This is a genomic window from Litoribacillus peritrichatus (assembly GCF_039537985.1).
In the GTDB taxonomy this organism is placed as follows: Bacteria; Pseudomonadota; Gammaproteobacteria; order Pseudomonadales; family Litoribrevibacteraceae; genus Litoribacillus; species Litoribacillus peritrichatus.
Window position 1 is genome coordinate 656239 of sequence record NZ_BAABBN010000007.1, and the last position, 16933, is coordinate 673171.

Sequence of the window (16933 nt, forward strand, 5' to 3'; positions counted from 1 at the left end):
TTCTTATTGCATTAAGAGGCTTACGCTGTAATTTTTATGAGCTATGAAGTGGAACTGAAACTGGACATCCAAGAAGCGGACATTGAACGCTTCTTAACCTTGGCGTGGCTTCATTCGAGCCAAAATCTTGAACAACAACCCGACCGATACCTGGAAAATACTTACTATGACTCACCATCGTTTGCCTTGTTGGAGAACAAAGCGGCGTTGAGGACCCGTAAAGCCGGTGAGCGTTATTATCAGACACTTAAAACCAAAGGCTCTTCGGTAGGGGGGCTGCATCAGCGTGGAGAGTGGGAATACCCTATTTCAGCGCCAGAAGGTGATAATCCGCCCGCATTGCAACCTGACTTATTTCCTGCGGATGCCTGGCCTTCAGGCGTGGAGGTGGCTGATGTGGTGCCTATCTTTACCACCAACTTCGCTCGCAAAACCTGGATCTGGACATCGGTGCGGGCTTCAAAAGTTGAGATCGTACTGGATAAAGGCCATGTTTCGGCACGGAAGGGGCAAGCGGCCATTTGTGAGATTGAATTAGAACTGTTGTCGGGCAACCCTGAATGTTTGTTCGATTTGGCTGAAGCCATCAATCTTAATATTCCTTTATTGATATCCGATGTGACCAAGGCTCAACGAGGATTTGATTTATTGAGTCCCGGTCGGTGGACAGTGTTCAGAGAATCTTTAGAATCCCAGGGTACGTTAAATCAATTAACCGCCATCATTCAACACTTAATGGATTCAGAGCTGCTGCCGGATGCGTTGCCTGATGTGGCCCTTTCGTTGGTGAATGAAGGGGGATTGCCAGCCATGGATGTTCTGCCTTGGTTGCTGCTGACTCAGTCGGGGAAAATTGATTTTTCATTGCGAACTCAATGGCTGCTACGATTAGCCCGACATGCTTGGTTGCTTGGTAATAAGGATAAGTAAGTGGAAATAAACACGCTTCAGGGAAAAAAATTAACCGTCCATGATGTGGTCAGTATTCTGCTGACTCAAAAGCGGATATCAGAGGATTGCGCGGATAAAATTCTGAATAATATGGATGCCACCAAAACCGCATCCGTCATAGAGCGTGTGGCGCAGGCCGGGGTTCCTGATCTGATGTACCCTGAAAAAACATTGGATTCGGTTGCGATTGCAGAAGTGTTGGGCAAGTTGGCTGGCCAGAAGTATTACCACATTGACCCATTAAAAGTGGATGTGACTGCCATTACTTCAGTGATGTCTTATGAGTTTGCACAACAGCATCAAATTCTGGCTTTGGAAGTAAGCCCGACCGAAGTGATTTTTGGCTCATGTGAGCCATTTCTGGATGCCTGGGAAGACGGTCTTCGGCACGTGTTGCGAAAAGAAATTCGCCGAGCGGTCATTACCCCTGAAGACCTAAGACGCTATACCGTTGAGTTCTATAACCTGGCCCGCTCTGTCAGTGGTGCAGCGGTGGATCATCAAGGGCAGGGCGAAAGCAAAGTTTCCAACATGGAACAACTGCTGGAGCTGGGTCGCAAAGGCAGCAGCCACGATGCGAACGATCAGCACATTGTGAATATCGTAGATTGGTTGTTGCAGTACGCATTCGACCAAAGAGCCAGTGATATTCATCTTGAGCCAAGGCGAGACCAGGGGGTATTGAGATTTCGAATAGATGGGGTGCTGCATGCGGTTTATCAATTTCCTGTTCAGGTCACCACGGCAGTGCTCAGCCGGATTAAGATTCTTGGCCGCATGAACGTGGCGGAAAAAAGAAAACCGCAGGACGGCCGTTTAAAAACCAAAACCCCGGAAGGAAGTGAAGTGGAATTGCGCCTCTCAACCATGCCAACGGCGTTTGGTGAAAAGTTGGTAATGCGAATTTTTGACCCCGACGTGCTGTTGAAACCGTTCAGTGAACTGGGGCTGATTCAGGAGGATTACAAACGTTGGCACCACATGACATCGCAGAACAGCGGTATTGTGTTCGTGACCGGGCCGACAGGATCAGGTAAGACCACCACCTTGTATTCTACCTTGAAAGTACTGGCCACACCGGAAGTGAACCTCTGTACCATTGAAGACCCGATCGAAATGGTGGAGCCGGCGTTTAACCAGATGCAGGTACAACACAACATTGACCTGACCTTTGCCAGCGGAGTTCGGGCGCTGTTAAGACAAGATCCGGACATCATTATGGTGGGTGAGATTCGGGATCTGGAAACGGCTGAAAACGCCATTGAAGCAGCGTTGACGGGCCATTTAGTGTTATCCACGTTGCATACCAATGATGCCCCAAGTGCCATTTCACGATTGCAGGAGCTGGGTATTCCACCGTATTTGATTAAGGCGACTGTACTTGGGGTGATGGCGCAACGGTTGGTTCGCCGCTTGTGTCCACACTGTAAAGTGGCGCAGCCTTTGGATGAAAAAGCCTGGGATCGCCTGACCACGCCTTGGCGAGCAGGAGTCCCCACAGAAACCTTTGGCCCGGTTGGGTGCTTGGAGTGTCGTGATACCGGTTACTTAGGACGTGAAGGCATCTATGAAGTGTTGCCGATGAGCGAAACCGTAAAAGAACATATTGATGAACAAACAGACGTAGCTAAGCTTAGGGCGCAGGCGTACAAAGAAGGAATGCGGTCATTACGCATCAGTGGTGCGCAAAAAGTGGCCAGAGGCATTACGACCATCGAAGAGGTTATGCGGGTCGCGCCTTTAAATTAGCGCACCTGATGACCTTCGCTGAACTCGTTATGGCGTAGGCCAGATTGAAATGCTGGCCTTCAAGCCGTGCGTCTATACGTATTCCTGTTGTCAGCTTAAAAGAACAATCGGGATGGCGGTTCACCTATTGCGCCGACAGTTATACGCAAAAGCTCAATAAGTTCCTTGAATCATCCACTAAAGAAATACTTCACACATCCCTCTGTACTGCTTTTAAAGCAGTCAAAGCTCTCTGGCGTTGCCGTAAATACGAAAGATCTCTGACATGTGTCGGTTTTTGATTGTGATGATTTTGCAACTTATTGAATTTAATAGATAAATTTCTGGTATGTCGCTTTTGGGGATGAGTTCGTGCTAATCCAGCTGTCGCACTTTGGGATGATGCTCTCTAGTAATTTATATTAAGTTGTTGTTTTATAAGTGTTTAAGAATGATGGTGTGTCGCAAAATAGGAAACCCTGATCTGCGACACCTGTCGGAGAATTAAGCTGTTAACAGCTCCAAAAGGAAGAGATTGAGTAAAATGAGGAAGTTATTAGTACTATTTTTAGTTTTCACTGCCCAAGTATTTGCTGAAAGCACAGGCAACAATATTGAAAGCGAAAAATTTATAAAAAATTGTAAGCATGCTCTAGAAATCTTACAAACTACCAGGCCAAAACTTATAGACCTTGAAGCATCACGTTGTATTGATAAAGTATTTCAATATAGTGCTGCTTCATACCTCGCCAAGCAAGAAGGCGCGGTCTCTGATTTTTGCATAAGCAAAGAGCATGCATTTCCAACTAATGATATGAAAACTATTTCTGTTCCAGTTAAGGCAGTGACAGACTTCGTCGAAAAATATCCCGAGTCACTTCAGTACGAATCAAAATTTATTATTGTCGCTGCGTACTCTGAGGCTTTTCCCTGTGAGTCATAGCTGGTTAACTTACACTGCTAACAAGGCCAGCCATGCTTGCTACGCTGGACTCGTTCGCTTCGCTCCTCGCCCATGCAGGCGGCGTTAGGTATCAATATGGAAATGTTCTCACATCCAAAATATTTCGTTTCGGCCGGAGACCAAGAGTTGATGTTTAATAGCTTTTCCGAGGCTCTTGAGACTATAGATAACGCACTGTCACAACAGAAAGGAAAGCTATCATTATCGGCTGACGATGGTTTAAGGCCTTGGTGGCAAAGGTTTGTATTCGGTGCAAGCAATTACATTCGAATGTACTTGGCCCTTGAGTGGGATAGCAATTTTAGTGGGCTTATCTTTTACGATGAAAACTCAAGTGAATATAGGGCTTTATCCAACGGACCAAATTCAGAAGTTGCAGAGTCCATAAGAAACCAAATTAGCTTCGGTGAACCCGAGCCATTGGAAGCAAAATATTGCTTGGCAAGTGAGGTTGCGTTTAAGGCAATCAGAGAATTTATGGATAGCGGGGCAAAGCCAGAATGGCTAAATTACGAGTTTGTTCAGTAGAGCCTAGCATCTATATGACCGGGGGTTATAAGCTATGAATATTGAATCACTTACAAAACTGGAAAGCCGTATAGAAGATCGTATGCCGAAAAGTGGTACTTTTGAGGAGAGACATAAGTTCTTGGAAGGGAACGGAATATATCAAGAGTGGCGAGGCCTATTCGAAAAATATTCTGAACTCGCATTTAGTGGTGATATCGAAGCTCTGAAACGTACATTATTCTTTATATGGTATCAATGCTCCGAACCAAACCAATTATCTGGTTTAAATAAACTCGATGAAAAAATTACAGAAAAAGTTCTGAGAGAAATTGATAGCTTGGTTGAGTTAAATAAACTTGATAACGAACTGGAGTTTATGTTGCCATATTACTTTCAAGTCTGTGAGTGGTATTTCGAGCGGTTTAACAAACTTAATGCTCTATCCAAAGCTAGTAAAATAAAAAGTGAGTTGTGGCAAGTTGAAGCTCCTAAATGCAAATGGCTTAGCCGAGGAAGAATGGGTGAGTACTGGTCATCAAAAGGCTTATAACCAACACCTGCACCGGACTCCAAAATGTGTCGCATTTTGTGCAAAAACCGGACAAAAATAGCCAGTTCGCTACGCAGTTGAGCCCGGCGTTGGTATGACTCCCCACGTCAAGTGGTACAGAGCTAACCGAGTTTTTTTAAGAGCCTAAATCATTTCACGAATTCGGGCGTCTAAAACAATACTTCAAACTCCACGTATGCAAACCCGTCGAACCAGGGAAAGAGTAAAAACTCGGCGCCAAGGTGTTGATTGCCGATATACATCATAGGAGCGATGGCCGGAAAGATTTTGGACTCATCGTCTTTGTAGGACGTTCTCTTTTTGGTGATCATACCGGCCAGCTTGGGTACAACTCGCACCTGATTAAAATGAAACGCTTTGCCCCAGGTGCGCCGGACGGCCCACGCAGATTCATCGTATGAGTCGGTGAAAATGGTGGCCGCCCAATCGATTTCGTAGTCGTTTTCCTCATAGAAACGAACCAGGCCGCCAATGGTATTGTGGACTTCGTTGAACGCTCGTGTTTCGCCGGAGTTGTCTTTGGGTTCTTCACTCCAGTGGTAAGAAAATCCGCCTATGATGGCTCCGTATTGCTTCTGGTTTTCTATTTCTGCGAATACTGGTTGGAAAGGGAGGATGAGGCTGATAAGAAAAACGAGTAGTGATTTCATTCATGTTCCGTGTTCATTATTTTTATAGGGTGCCAACCGTTCATAGGATGTCGGCTGAAAGGCTAATGCTGTTTTACTCTAAAGCGTCATTGGAAAATTCGCAAGATTGGACGCTGGCCTCGCTTTGGTTCTTAATACCTTGAGTAACGATAACATGGTGTCGTGGACGGTGAGCTTAATGTCATCGCTTGTTTAACTTCAAAATGATTGTGTTAGAGTTCTTTAAATGATTGATGAACAGATTTAGCGTGGAATAGTTTTATTAATGAATGACCTTACTCGTTCTCGTCCTTCGTTGCGTAACCGATGGTATGAATACCTCAACGAACCCAGTGTAGAAAATAAAGCGTCCTTGGTGGTGGCTTTATTCATCGCCTCCGCCATTACTTTGAATATTATTGAAATTGTCATTGGGTCGATGCCTCGTTTCAGCCTTCACATCAAACATTGGTATGTGTATACCAGTCAAATACTGATTTTTATTTTTGCCTTCGAATACTTTATGCGGGTGTGGGTGGCCTCTGAAGGGCCTGCAACAACGAAAACGAACTGGGAAAAGCGCAGAGCCTATATTTTTTCCCCGATGGGGTTTGTGGATTTATTCTCCTTTTTGCCCTTTCTTTTCTTTCTGTTTATTCCGGATCATCAACTTGAAGATCTCAGAATTCTGAAGCTGGTGGCGATGGCGCGTTTATTTAAGCTTACCCGGTATTCTGCTTCTTTGGGGTTGTTGATTCGGGTTTATCAGGAAAATAAACGGATTTTGCTGGCGGCTTTTTTGGTGATGATTGCCTTGATGTTTATGGCTTCGGCGGGAATTTACATTTTTGAGCGCCAGGCCCAGCCTGTGGATTTTGGCAGTATTCCGGCGGCAATGTGGTGGGCGTTCGCCACTTTGACCACCGTTGGCTACGGTGATGTCACGCCTATTACAGTGGGAGGGAAAGTCTTTGGCTCCATGGTGACGGTATGTGGCGTTGGCGTTGCAGCGATGCCTGCGGGCATTTTTGCCTCTTCTTTTGTGCAGCTGATGAAAGAGCAGGAGCGACAGGAGCGCCGCAATCGAAAACTGGCAAAGTCTCAGAAAGAGACCCAACAGCACAGTGAAGCAATCACGCATTTGGAGTTGAGTGGGTCGGAGCGGTTGGATGTGGATTACTTGATGAAGGAGTTCGATCTGACTTTGGAGCAGGCCATCGGGGTGGTGGTGCATTTCAGGCATTAACCAAATACAAATAAGGCTGCTTGATGACGCAGCCTTAAACAGAGAACGTTGAGTCTATTTTATTTCCCGGTAGTAGGAAAATATTTCATCAAGGCTCCTTCCTGGTTTCCATTTGAAGGTTTCCCGAAACAAAGAGCCGTCAATGATGACCGGATACTTGAAGTAATTCACCAGGTATTCCGGGAATGAGCGCGTTTTCATCAGCTTGGAAATCAGCTTTGGTAGCGCAGGAGGTAACGACAGCATTGGGATTCGATTGCAGCCACACTTGGTTGCTGCGTCCTGATAGGCGACCCAGTCGTCCGGCGCTACATTGTAGATGCCTGAGTGGTTTTCTCTGAAAGCAACCGAAATGGCTTCGGCCATGTCTTCCACATGAATGAACTGCATAAGTGGTGAAAAGCCAAATAAAACCGGTGCATACTTTTGCGACAACAGCATGGAAATGGTGTTTCGTACACCAGGCCCGACAATGTTGCACGGTCGCAGGATAGTGATGTGCAGGTCCGGGTGTTTCCACTTGTAGATTGTGGATAAGTTTTCCAGTTCCACAGAATCAACCAGATCCTGGGTCAGTTCAGACGCTTTCAGCGGGAAGGTTTCATCCAACAGTGCCGGGTTGTAAGCGTCTGCGCCGTAGACATGGTGGGTAGACAGTACGAGTACCTGATGAACATTGTATTTTAGGCACAAATTAAACAGTTTTTGTGTGCCGAGAACGTTCATGTTGTAGCGACGGGTTCGGTTCGCTTCGTGCAGACCCATACGGCCCAAGTGAAGCACGCCATCAAACTCATAGGTTCGGAAGATGTCTTCAAAGCCCCGTTTGTTGAAATCCACTTTGTAACTGGGGATGTCTTCACCCAATTCAACACGTCGACGGAAATCCACGGCGACGATTCGATAGTCGTTCTTCAGTCGGGTAATGACGTGTTGAGCAAGTGCGCCACCGGCACCCGTGATTAGAATCTGTTTGGACTGATCAATGTTTGGCGACTTTTTAATGTCGAGTTCTTTTTTGCTTTTAGTGGTCATTAGAAGATCCGTTTCCTTTCCGCTAAGCCTTTATTGATCAGGCCGCGAATGGCTGTTTTTACCTGTTCAACTTGCTTAGTTACTTGCTGCTCTGAGGTATTGCAATCGCCTGTAAACGTCAATGGTTCACCAAAGTTCAGGTGCACTTTGGCGGGGAAAATAAAGGGCAGGGCAATTGGAATATAAGGCACATGTAACATTTTGGCCAAAGGTTTTAAATTTGCAATGGCGGGAATCGTTTCTTCGCATCCGACGACACCCACAGGAATGATTGGGGCGTTGTACTTCATGGCCAGGTGCATGAAGCCATTTCCAAAGCGTTGCAGCTGGTAGCGCTTACTGTACAGCTTTCCTGAGCCTCGAATGCCCTCGGGAAAAACGATTACGGCTTCGCCTCGTTCTAACATTTTGGCGCAATTGAGTGGGTCACCAATGACGGCACCAACTGAATTCAAAAAGTTGCCAAGGAAAGGAATGGTCGGGAAGAAACGCTCAATCATGGCTCTGGGAGCACGAGGTGCGTACTGATTCATTTCCATAGCAATGCCGATCAGGGTGCCGTCCAAAGGAAGTTGCCCGCTGTGGTTGGCAATGATTAAGCATGGACCGTCTTTAGGAATGTTTTCCAGACCGGACGTTTCTACACGAAAATAGCGGTCGTACAATTGTTTGAAGAGGGCGACACCTATCTTGTTGATGTCGCTGTTGAATCCCCAGGCGTCATAGCCTAACGAGCCTACTTCCTTCGGCATTTTATCGATATGTGATTCCAGATCCTTAGAAACCACAAGACTCTTAATGAGTTTTCGCATCATCCTGATCTACCATTACAACTGTTATTGAGTACTGCTTGGCTACTAAGACGAGCATTTGCGTGATTGCATTTAATAAGTGATTCCAGCACTTAACTTAGACTGATACACTCATTGCTCTTATCTCTCCATCTCTGAGGGTTTAAGCTACTTATAATTAATGTGATATTCAAGAGAATTTTCGATAGAATGTTACAAAATGTTTCAGAATGTTATTTTGTGCACAATTGTCACTTTATGCGGCTTAAAGTTGATGTTCCCTGGCGTTAATTTGCCATTGGTTTGTTAGTATTAATGCACATTATTGCTGTTTTATTATTCATGGACGGTATCTATGCAGCAGCTTTCATCGTTAGACGCTTCTTTTTATTTTTTGGAAACCGAGCATACACCTATGCACGTAGGTGGTTTGTATCTCTTCGACAACAGTCAGTTTGACGAGGATTTTACATTTGCTCAGTTTCGGAGCCATATTCTGTCCCGGCTTCACATAGCCCGCTTCTTTCGTCAACGAATCATTGAGGTTCCGTTAAAGCTGGACAACCCATATTGGGTGGATGATCCGGACTTTCACGTAGATAACCACTTACTGCATGTGCCTTTAGGGAAGCCGTCGAATCGCAAAAAACTGCTCAACATGGCAGCAGCTGAATTTGCTAAGCCGTTGGAACGGGATAAACCGCTTTGGGAGGCCTTATTTGTTGACGGTCTGGATGAGCACGAATTCGGCGAACATCGCTTTGCCGTGATTTTTAAGCTGCACCATTGCGCGATAGACAGTATTTCCGGCGAAGAGATGATCAGCGCTTTACTGGATGTAGAACCTAATAAGTCCCGTTCTGAAATAGCCAGAGAATGGAAACCGGAGGAGTTGCCTTCGGAAGCGGATTTATTATTAAAGGCTTATAAGAAGAAAACAAATCAAGTCATTCAGTTGGGTCAAATTGCCCGAGAGTTATTATCAAATCTGACCAACAGTATGTTGAAGCGGCGTCTGATTGAATCTTCTTCCAGCGGCGACCGGTCTGGCTTTTTCAGTGCGCCTCATACTTCATTTAATGGCTCAATTTCCTGTCGCCGTGTGTTTGGCCATAAAGCGTTGGATATGGCCAGAATTAAGGCCGTCAGAGATCAAGTCCAGGGCGCAACGGTGAATGATGTTATTTTAACTATTTGCGCCGGTGCCATGCGTCATTACCTGAATTTTAAGCGTAACTTGCCTCGTAAGTCGTTGATTGCTTTTTCTCCGCTGTCGGTGCGATCCAGATCCGTCCACTCTTCGTTCGGTAATCAGATGTCGGCGACATTGGTGCGATTGGGAACGGACATTGAAGACCCGGTCGAGAGGTTACTGTCGATTCATAAGAGCGTGACCAGCTCGAAAGTTTATAATCACGCGATCAGTGCAGACAGCCTGACCGAAATCATCCCGACCACCACCTTGGCATTGGCCGCTCGATTGTATTCGGGTTTGCATTTGGCAGATCGTCATTCGCCCATTTATAACTTATCGATTACCAATGTGCCTGGGCCTCAGCGAACTCTGTATTTGTCTTCGGCGAGGCTGGAAGCGCAAAGCAATTCCGCCCCTCTGTTTGATGGGTTGGGGTTGGTCATGGTGGCATTGAGTTACAACGGCGTGGTGGATATTGCGGTGACTTCCACGCCAGAAGTGATGCCGGACATGCAAGTCATGACGGATGCCATTGGTATAGCTTTGAATGATTTAGAGGTGGCAGTGGAGCGTTCTGGTGTCTGCTCGATTGAGTCGGACCTTCCTATGAAGAACAGCGAGCTGCCTATGGTGCTGACGAAAAGCATCTGGGATGAAGTGCTGGAAAAAGCCAAAGGTGTTGTTGGTCTGAATGACTCTTGAGAGTCATTCAGTGTTTTGCTATCCGGCTAAGTTCAGAGGTTTGATTTAATGTGCCGCTAAGAGCGATTGAACTTTGTCTATGTAGGCCCGTTCGGCGTCTGATTCACTTAACCCTTTTTTGCGACTCCAAGCATCGAACTTGAAACGTTCTGCCACTTTAGTGATGCCTGGGCGTTTGCCTGAAGCGTCGCCTTCGGTTGCCTGCTTGTACAGTGCGTATAATTCACCGAGTGTTGAATTGTCTGGCTTTTTAGACAGCGACTTGATGTCCACGGAGGCTTGTTCAAACAGTTCTTTTTGAGTTGGGCCAACAGGCTTGGCTTCCTCAACCGGTGTTTCTATTGTTTCAGGCGCAGTTGCTTCTGGAGTGGCGGTTTCTTTACCAAGAGCCTGTTCGCCAGCGGCAACGAGGTCGTTAAATGTGGTCAGTGCGTAATTTCGGGTCTTAACCGCAAGCCCGATTCCGGCGTAACCGGCAAGTTTGCTCATTTCCGTTACTTGTAAGGCAATTTGATCAATCGGTGGCGGTACATCTTTATTGAGTAAAGGCGGAAGAAAATCGGTAATTTTTTCAGGCATTAACTCGAACAGTTTCATGGTTTCACTCTCGATTAGTTTTACGCTTAAGGTTATCACTTCAAGGCGCAGTCAGAAATGATCAGATTTCCCAAGAGTGCAAAAGAAAATTAGAAATAGCTACCTAAAACCGGTTATCTAAAAGCTGTTATCTGAAACCAGAGTGGTTGATGGTGTGCTTCGCAGTGGGTAGGTAATTAGGAAAGTTATCCACAAAGCTTTGGATAATGAATTTGCACTTCATTTCCATGGTTTCTGAAATCGGCAGGAAGGGTTGTACTGCGTTTTCAATGGTGAGCCGAGGGCATTTTTTACCGCTTAATTCGGTGTAATTTAATAAGGCATAAATGGTGATTTTTTCCAAAAGGCTATTCTGATTCTGATCTTCAGCGAGGTGCGCTTGCAGTGAAGTTCGGGTCAGTAAGTTACTGATATGAACGTGACCAAACCGGCCCTTTAATATGGTGGCCCGGGCTGCCAGTAAATCCATGACTTCCGGCGTCCATTGGTCCTGAGTAAAAATGCGGTCTAAATCGCTGGATAGCGTTTTTTCTTTGTGAAGGTCTGTGCTCGATAAAAAATGAATCAAGGCCGGAATGAAGTGCTGATTTTTAGTGGCTAGCGGGATGGCAATGTTGATTCCGAAGAATGAGGACTTGTCGCCCCAAAGTGGTTTATGCCTCCGGTTGTATTCGGTAATCGCTTCAATCAGTTCTGACATCAGATTGAAAAACTCCTGATGTTGGCTGATGACTTCAAAAAACAGCAATTCCGACGTTAATTGTTTGCCCCTTGGGTATTTGCTTTTAAAGCTCTTAGGGCATTTTAGTTCTAGAAACTGACCGTTGGCTTCGATTTCCCCAATGCGTAAGTGCAATCGTTGATTATTCTCCAGGTGGTTTTGCAGTGCTGATTTGTGTTGTTGAAACATATCAAGCAGGTGTTCGAGTGTTTTTTTAATGGAATAGTGATCGTTGATATAAGTAATAAGTTTCATAAGTCAGCGCTTGGTGGTTAAAGTAAGATATATAAGAATAGTGATTGGGCGATTATCTCAATCTAGTTCTGGATTGATCCTTTTCAAATCTTTTCTCGTTCGTCTGTCGGCTTTTCCTGTTAAGAAATGTAATTTTCTGGGTGTTTCGTACGTATTCTTGACTTGGGTTGAGGGATTTGAGGATGGGATTTTGTTGTTTGAAAAATTATTGTTAACAGGCTGTCATTATTTGGTAAGCGTTGGTCGGTTTGTTCTGCGTCTAAAAGTGATAGGGTTTATACTAAGCAAAAGGATGCTCTTGGAAGGGAAGGTTTTGCACCTCAATTTAAGACTTATGCGAATGAAAAAACTCCTGATTTCTGTATTTACTTTGCTGTTTTCTATGGTTGTATTATCTCAAGAGCAGGTGGTGTCTACTCGTGGTAAAGCCAAGTCCGGGGCTGTGAATGTCTCGATTGAGCAGCTTAAAGAACAGAAGTTGGATGTTAAAACCAAGTTTAATTTAGCGCAAAAACTGTATCGGTCTCGTATTGCCAATGTGTGGCCGAAAATATTAACGTCGAGCAGCACTCGTTGGGTGAGTTATTCTGAAGACTGGCTGATTCGCAGGCAAGTGGATTACAAAAAGTCCAAAATTGAATTATCAATACAGCATGCCAAATTGGATGACCTGGATGTTGAAGGTTTGGGGATGCACACCGCGTTGCGTGCTCACGCAGAAAAACAGCTGGATCAAATTTTACGAATGACCGTGGTCGAAGCGTTTGCTCAGGACCCGGCATTGGCAGAACTTATAGGTTCGGATGCGTCCGGAGAGGCTTTGCTGATGGGGGCTTTGTTTGACTCGGTGAAGCCTTCAGATCGCATGATTGAACGGGTTAAGTCGAGTTTATTATCAAAAGCGTATGTTCAGTATCCGACCGTTGCTTCTTCAGTACCTTCGGTAAACCTCGGTACATTATCCACTGACTTTATTATTCCGTTGCCCAGAAAGTTTCGCGGGCTGCCCAGTTGGCTGATTAAGGAATTTAAGGCCAGTGGTTTGTCCAGCAAGGGCGATCAGCAGGTAATGCAGGCCATTTCTTACGCGTCTACCAGAAACAATATGGCGTCGGCGGATGGCGAGCGGTTTGGCTTGTTGGGGTTGTCATTGGACAGCGTCATGGCGGTTCAGCCTGAACTGTTGCTGGAAGACAATGTATTTTCCTATTTATTGGACCCCAGAGATAATATGAGCATCGGGGTGCGTTACTATTTATGGCTGTTAAATGAATTTGGCGGTGTTCGAAAAAGCTCAAAGCGTCGTTTCATTGTTGCCATGGCATTTTATTTGGGGAAAGACCGCTTGCTAAATACACTGGATGCGCAGGATATCGGGTCACTCAATAAATATTCTATTAAATCGTTGTATTCAGAGTTGATGGGCAGTGGCCAGCTCACCGGAAAAGAACAAGCGTATCTTGCAGACTTAGTCGATTATCGTAAGAAACAGGTAATGGGGGCTTGATTGAGTCCCTGATCAGGTTTGTCTGTTATTAATTTCAATGAAATATGAAGAAATAATCTGGCGATGATGATCATCAGGTGCTTGAAGATGTGCTGTATTTTTAGAAAATAATAACTTGGATTGTTTGTTCGATGTAAATACGAGGGAGAGAAACTAGAAAAGAGATGGCAGGGGTAGCTGGATTCGAACCAACGCATGACGAGATCAAAACCCGTTGCCTTACCGCTTGGCGATACCCCTGTAATGGTGCGGAAGGAGAGACTCGAACTCTCACGCCGTGAAGCACTGGAACCTAAATCCAGCGTGTCTACCAATTTCACCACTTCCGCATCTAGCTTGCTGTTGACTTGTTGTCTTAAGCAAGTGGCGCCCATTATACGAATTAAAAAAACGTTGTAAACCCCTTGGATAAAAAAAATTAAAATAATTATAGTATTGTCTAAATAACACACGTTGAGACACTTTATATGTTGGTTAGAAGTTTGATTCTGTTGGTTTTAAATGGGTTATGCCTGTCGGCTGTATCTCAGGCGAGTACGGCTCAAAACAGTGATTCTTTGGTTTCCTGGCAGGGAATGTTCAGTCAGGGCGGTTTGGTGATCGGTACTTTGGTGAATGACCGGATTAAAGAGGTAAAAGCTGTCAAGCGAACGCTGGAGGTTACGCCTTCTGGAAAATTTGCCATTGGTTTAGGCCGGGACTTTCCTGAAACTTTGAGCGTGACCTTTGTTTTACTGGATGAGTCAACGGTTGTAAAAACCTACCCGATCAAAAAACGGGACTATAACATTCAGAAAGTGGAAGGGGTGCCTAAACGAACAGTGACGCCAGACCCGGAACATATAAAGCGAATTCAAAAAGAAGCCGCATTGGTGAAAAAATCCAGAAGTAATACCACCAACGAGACGCATTATCTGAATGACTTCAGTTGGCCGGCTAAAGGGTTGATCAGCGGTGTTTATGGCAGTCAGCGTTTTTATAACGGAAAACCAGGACGACCTCATTATGGGTTGGACATTGCGGCTCCTGAAGGTTCGCCGGTAACGGCACCAAATGGCGGAGTTGTTGTATTGGCGGAGCCGGATTTATTTTATTCAGGGGGAACTGTGATTGTTGATCATGGCGATGGTGTATCTTCCAGTTTTTTACATATGTCAAAAGTACTGGTGTCTGTGGGGGATCGGGTTGAATCAGGTACCCTTATTGGTGAGGTAGGCTCTACAGGGCGTGCGACAGGTGCGCATTTGGATTGGAGAATGAATTGGTTTGATCAGAGAATTGATCCTAGGCTGCTGATGAAAGAATCAGTGCCCCCTAAAAAGTAACTGTTTCACGTCAGCTGTTTTATTCACAGGCATAAAAAAAGCCCAATCAATGATTGGGCTTTTTGAATTCTTGGTGCCGACACCAAGAGTCGAACTCGGGACCTACTGATTACAAGTCAGTTGCTCTACCAGCTGAGCTATGTCGGCAACGGGGCGAGATAATAGCGATGGTTTTTTGAAGCGTCAACAGTTAATTTCCCAAAAAGTTATTTTTTTTTGAGATGGGTGATCTTTTGATCAATATTCTGCGACCTGAGTCTTCAAGGCTATATTTTAGATTGAAAAACGATCAATTTGTTGTGTGAGCAAAAGTACACATTTATTAATGAACTGGCTCACAAATTAAACATTTAGTTACATTCAGTTCTTAGAAAAAAAGTATGGTAGTTGCTATAGTCCCAAACGTAATAATTATAAAAACAAAAATTGGAACAGGCTAAAGCCTGTCGGAGGATGGTTATGAACCAGCCTGGCACTAAAGAAATAGGGGTTTCAAGTACATCAGATACTTGCTTCAAAACGCCTGGTTCGACGGATTCAAACGTTGCACAGCTTACTGAGCGTGTCTTTCCGCGTTTGAGAATGCGAGCCGAATACCAGATTTGCCTTGGCTTCGATGCACTTTTTTCTTGTTTACCCACGATGGAAGATGGGTGGTGTGAGTCTGACGAAGAATCATCGGCAGCAGATACTGATTCCGCTAAACAGGAGAATCACGGCGCTGGCTTTTTACGCTTTTCTACCTACGAAGAAGTGATGGCGGATGTAGAAACAGACTCGACAGAAGTTGCCTCTGTGGAAGTTCTGGACATGAGTGCCGGTGGCTTTTGCTTGGAAATTGATCCTGGCAGTTCAGGCTACCCCAAACTTGGGGATGTGATTGGGGTCAGAGAACATTCAAGAACCAACTGGAAATTGTGTGTGATTCGTTGGTCCAGACCTTCTCCCGAGGGATTGCAGTTGGGCGTAGAACTCATTGCACCAGTCGCTTTTCGTACCATATTACGTAACCGTCACACCGAGGCCGTACTTTCTCCTGCAGTGTATATTCCCGGAATTTCCTTAGTGGGGTTGCCTGAATCTGTTTTGATTCCGATGACCCGAACCGTTTTGAATGGCGATCGTGTGTTAGTTCGTTGCTCAGGAGAGGACCTGGCTTACTCTATGGATAAAACCGGGTTATTAACCGGTTCCGTTAAGCGCATGTTTATATCGCCAGCGGAAGGGGGAGAGCAGGGCGAGCGTGTGGATGTTGCTTCTTCAGACATCTGGGCCACGTTTTAATGCTAATAATTTCGTAAGTAATACCAATAATAAAGAAACACCTTGGGTTGTTAGCCTGTTTTAGTTTGAGTCATTGGCTCTTTCAGGCACACATCTTTCGTAAAGATGGCTATCTTTAATTAAAAGATGTTTCAGATAACTATAAAAGAACGTCAGTTCGGAGATAATATCATGAGTCGTATCGCTCAAGCCCAGTTTAAATCCCGTCTGGGTAGCTTACTTGTATCAAAAGGTTTAATTAACGAAGACCAATTAACTCAGGCGATCAGTCATCAGAGAAGTTCTGGGCTGCGTTTGGGTGAGGCGTTAGTTCATTTAGGCTTTTTGACTGAGCGCCAAATAAATAAATCATTAAGACGTCAGACCAGCATTCGTTTTGCTGCGACCATGGTAACCGCAATGATGATGCCTTTTCAGGTGGTCAAGGCGGATGCTTCCCGTATTGAAAATGACCAACCTCCGGCAGAAGAATTGCAAAGCAAGTTGGGTGTGGGCGGCATGCAACCGCTTGATGAAATAGAAATGGATAGCGTGACGGCTCAGGGCTTGAGAGAAGATCTTCTGGGGCTGATTGCTAACCCGGAAGACGCCGACGGTGTTGAAACGATGGAAACCGTTGCCAAAATAGCCTTGCCGGTGTTTGCGCTAATGGAAGCTGATACTTATGTGGAAGGCGTTGAATACGCGAATGAGCCTCAGGCAACCATCAATGCTGATGGCTCGATTGAGTTGGCTATTCCGACCTCCATCGGTGAAATTCGCTACGAAAACCTGAGGGTAGCAGGAGCGCCAAAGTCCCAGAGTTTTGGTGACCTGACGTTGAAAAACATTGATTTTTCAGGGTCTCGATTAGTGATCAGGCCTAAAACCTAATAAGACTTCAAGCAAACAAAGACTGTAAAGAAAAAGGCAACCAATCATG

At 45.2% G+C, this 16933-nt stretch carries 16 protein-coding genes and 3 tRNA genes; 11 read left to right on the forward strand and 8 right to left on the reverse strand.

Features of this window, described 5'->3' with window-relative positions:
• Positions 1-36: 36 nt before the first annotated feature.
• From ABD744_RS12615 to ABD744_RS12635, 5 genes are all read left to right on the forward strand, one after another.
• Entirely contained in the window at positions 37-930 is an 894-nt protein-coding gene (locus tag ABD744_RS12615; RefSeq protein ID WP_344798862.1) for a CYTH domain-containing protein, read from the forward strand.
• Positions 931-2700, forward strand: coding sequence for a type IV pilus assembly ATPase TfpB (tfpB, locus tag ABD744_RS12620; protein WP_344798863.1), 1770 nt, complete (start codon positions 931-933; stop codon positions 2698-2700). It begins immediately after the preceding gene.
• 523 nt (positions 2701-3223) lie between these two features.
• On the forward strand, positions 3224-3622 hold the full coding sequence (locus ABD744_RS12625) for a hypothetical protein (RefSeq protein ID WP_344798864.1): 399 nt from the start codon (positions 3224-3226) through the stop codon (positions 3620-3622).
• A 96-nt stretch (positions 3623-3718) separates the two neighbouring features.
• Positions 3719-4171: a hypothetical protein gene (locus ABD744_RS12630; protein ID WP_344798865.1), complete on the forward strand. Its 453-nt coding sequence runs from the start codon at positions 3719-3721 to the stop codon at positions 4169-4171.
• A 34-nt stretch (positions 4172-4205) separates the two neighbouring features.
• Positions 4206-4703, forward strand: coding sequence for a hypothetical protein (locus ABD744_RS12635; protein WP_344798866.1), 498 nt, complete (start codon positions 4206-4208; stop codon positions 4701-4703).
• Between the two features lie 170 nt (positions 4704-4873).
• On the opposite strand, the gene ABD744_RS12640 is transcribed toward ABD744_RS12635, so the two are convergent.
• Complete coding sequence (locus ABD744_RS12640; protein WP_344798867.1) at positions 4874-5374, reverse strand: hypothetical protein; 501 nt, start codon at positions 5372-5374, stop codon at positions 4874-4876.
• A gap of 265 nt (positions 5375-5639) precedes the next feature.
• Between ABD744_RS12640 and ABD744_RS12645 the strand changes: the two genes are divergently transcribed.
• Positions 5640-6599 carry an ion transporter gene (locus ABD744_RS12645; RefSeq protein ID WP_344798868.1) on the forward strand — a complete coding sequence of 320 codons (960 nt, stop codon included), beginning with the start codon at positions 5640-5642 and terminating at the stop codon, positions 6597-6599.
• Positions 6600-6653: 54 nt separating this feature from the next.
• On the opposite strand, the gene ABD744_RS12650 is transcribed toward ABD744_RS12645, so the two are convergent.
• Positions 6654-7634: an SDR family oxidoreductase gene (locus ABD744_RS12650; RefSeq protein ID WP_344798869.1), complete on the reverse strand. Its 981-nt coding sequence runs from the start codon at positions 7632-7634 to the stop codon at positions 6654-6656.
• Positions 7634-8449 (reverse strand): lysophospholipid acyltransferase family protein, encoded by an 816-nt coding sequence (locus ABD744_RS12655; RefSeq protein WP_344798870.1) that lies wholly within the window; start codon positions 8447-8449, stop codon positions 7634-7636. The genes ABD744_RS12650 and ABD744_RS12655 overlap by 1 nt, the downstream gene beginning before the upstream one ends.
• Positions 8450-8780: 331 nt before the next feature.
• Between ABD744_RS12655 and ABD744_RS12660 the strand changes: the two genes are divergently transcribed.
• The gene (locus ABD744_RS12660; protein WP_344798871.1) at positions 8781-10322 is read left to right on the forward strand and encodes a WS/DGAT/MGAT family O-acyltransferase; all 1542 of its coding nucleotides are present in this window, start codon (positions 8781-8783) and stop codon (positions 10320-10322) included.
• Between the two features lie 45 nt (positions 10323-10367).
• Here ABD744_RS12660 and ABD744_RS12665 read toward each other — a convergent pair whose 3' ends face one another.
• Positions 10368-10919, reverse strand: coding sequence for an acyl-CoA-binding protein (locus ABD744_RS12665; protein WP_344798872.1), 552 nt, complete (start codon positions 10917-10919; stop codon positions 10368-10370).
• 127 nt (positions 10920-11046) lie between these two features.
• Positions 11047-11895: a hypothetical protein gene (locus tag ABD744_RS12670; protein ID WP_344798873.1), complete on the reverse strand. Its 849-nt coding sequence runs from the start codon at positions 11893-11895 to the stop codon at positions 11047-11049.
• Positions 11896-12235: 340 nt separating this feature from the next.
• On the opposite strand from ABD744_RS12670, the gene ABD744_RS12675 reads away from it, so the two are divergent.
• The gene (locus tag ABD744_RS12675) at positions 12236-13402 is read left to right on the forward strand and encodes a hypothetical protein (protein ID WP_344798874.1); all 1167 of its coding nucleotides are present in this window, start codon (positions 12236-12238) and stop codon (positions 13400-13402) included.
• A gap of 165 nt (positions 13403-13567) precedes the next feature.
• On the opposite strand, the gene ABD744_RS12680 is transcribed toward ABD744_RS12675, so the two are convergent.
• Together ABD744_RS12680 and ABD744_RS12685 are read right to left on the reverse strand one after the other, a co-directional pair.
• A tRNA-Gln gene (locus tag ABD744_RS12680) sits at positions 13568-13642 on the reverse strand.
• Positions 13643-13646: 4 nt separating this feature from the next.
• Positions 13647-13731, reverse strand: a tRNA-Leu gene (locus ABD744_RS12685).
• Positions 13732-13869: 138 nt separating this feature from the next.
• Between ABD744_RS12685 and ABD744_RS12690 the strand changes: the two genes are divergently transcribed.
• Positions 13870-14727 carry a M23 family metallopeptidase gene (locus ABD744_RS12690; protein WP_344798875.1) on the forward strand — a complete coding sequence of 286 codons (858 nt, stop codon included), beginning with the start codon at positions 13870-13872 and terminating at the stop codon, positions 14725-14727.
• 71 nt (positions 14728-14798) lie between these two features.
• Here the strand turns inward: ABD744_RS12690 and ABD744_RS12695 are convergent.
• Positions 14799-14874, reverse strand: a tRNA-Thr gene (locus tag ABD744_RS12695).
• A 312-nt stretch (positions 14875-15186) separates the two neighbouring features.
• Here ABD744_RS12695 and ABD744_RS12700 point away from each other — a divergent pair.
• Together ABD744_RS12700 and ABD744_RS12705 are read left to right on the forward strand one after the other, a co-directional pair.
• The gene (locus tag ABD744_RS12700; protein WP_344798876.1) at positions 15187-16011 is read left to right on the forward strand and encodes a hypothetical protein; all 825 of its coding nucleotides are present in this window, start codon (positions 15187-15189) and stop codon (positions 16009-16011) included.
• A 171-nt stretch (positions 16012-16182) separates the two neighbouring features.
• Positions 16183-16884 (forward strand): cyclic di-GMP-binding domain-containing protein, MshE-related, encoded by a 702-nt coding sequence (locus ABD744_RS12705; RefSeq protein ID WP_344798877.1) that lies wholly within the window; start codon positions 16183-16185, stop codon positions 16882-16884.
• The last annotated feature ends 49 nt before the right edge of the window (positions 16885-16933 follow it).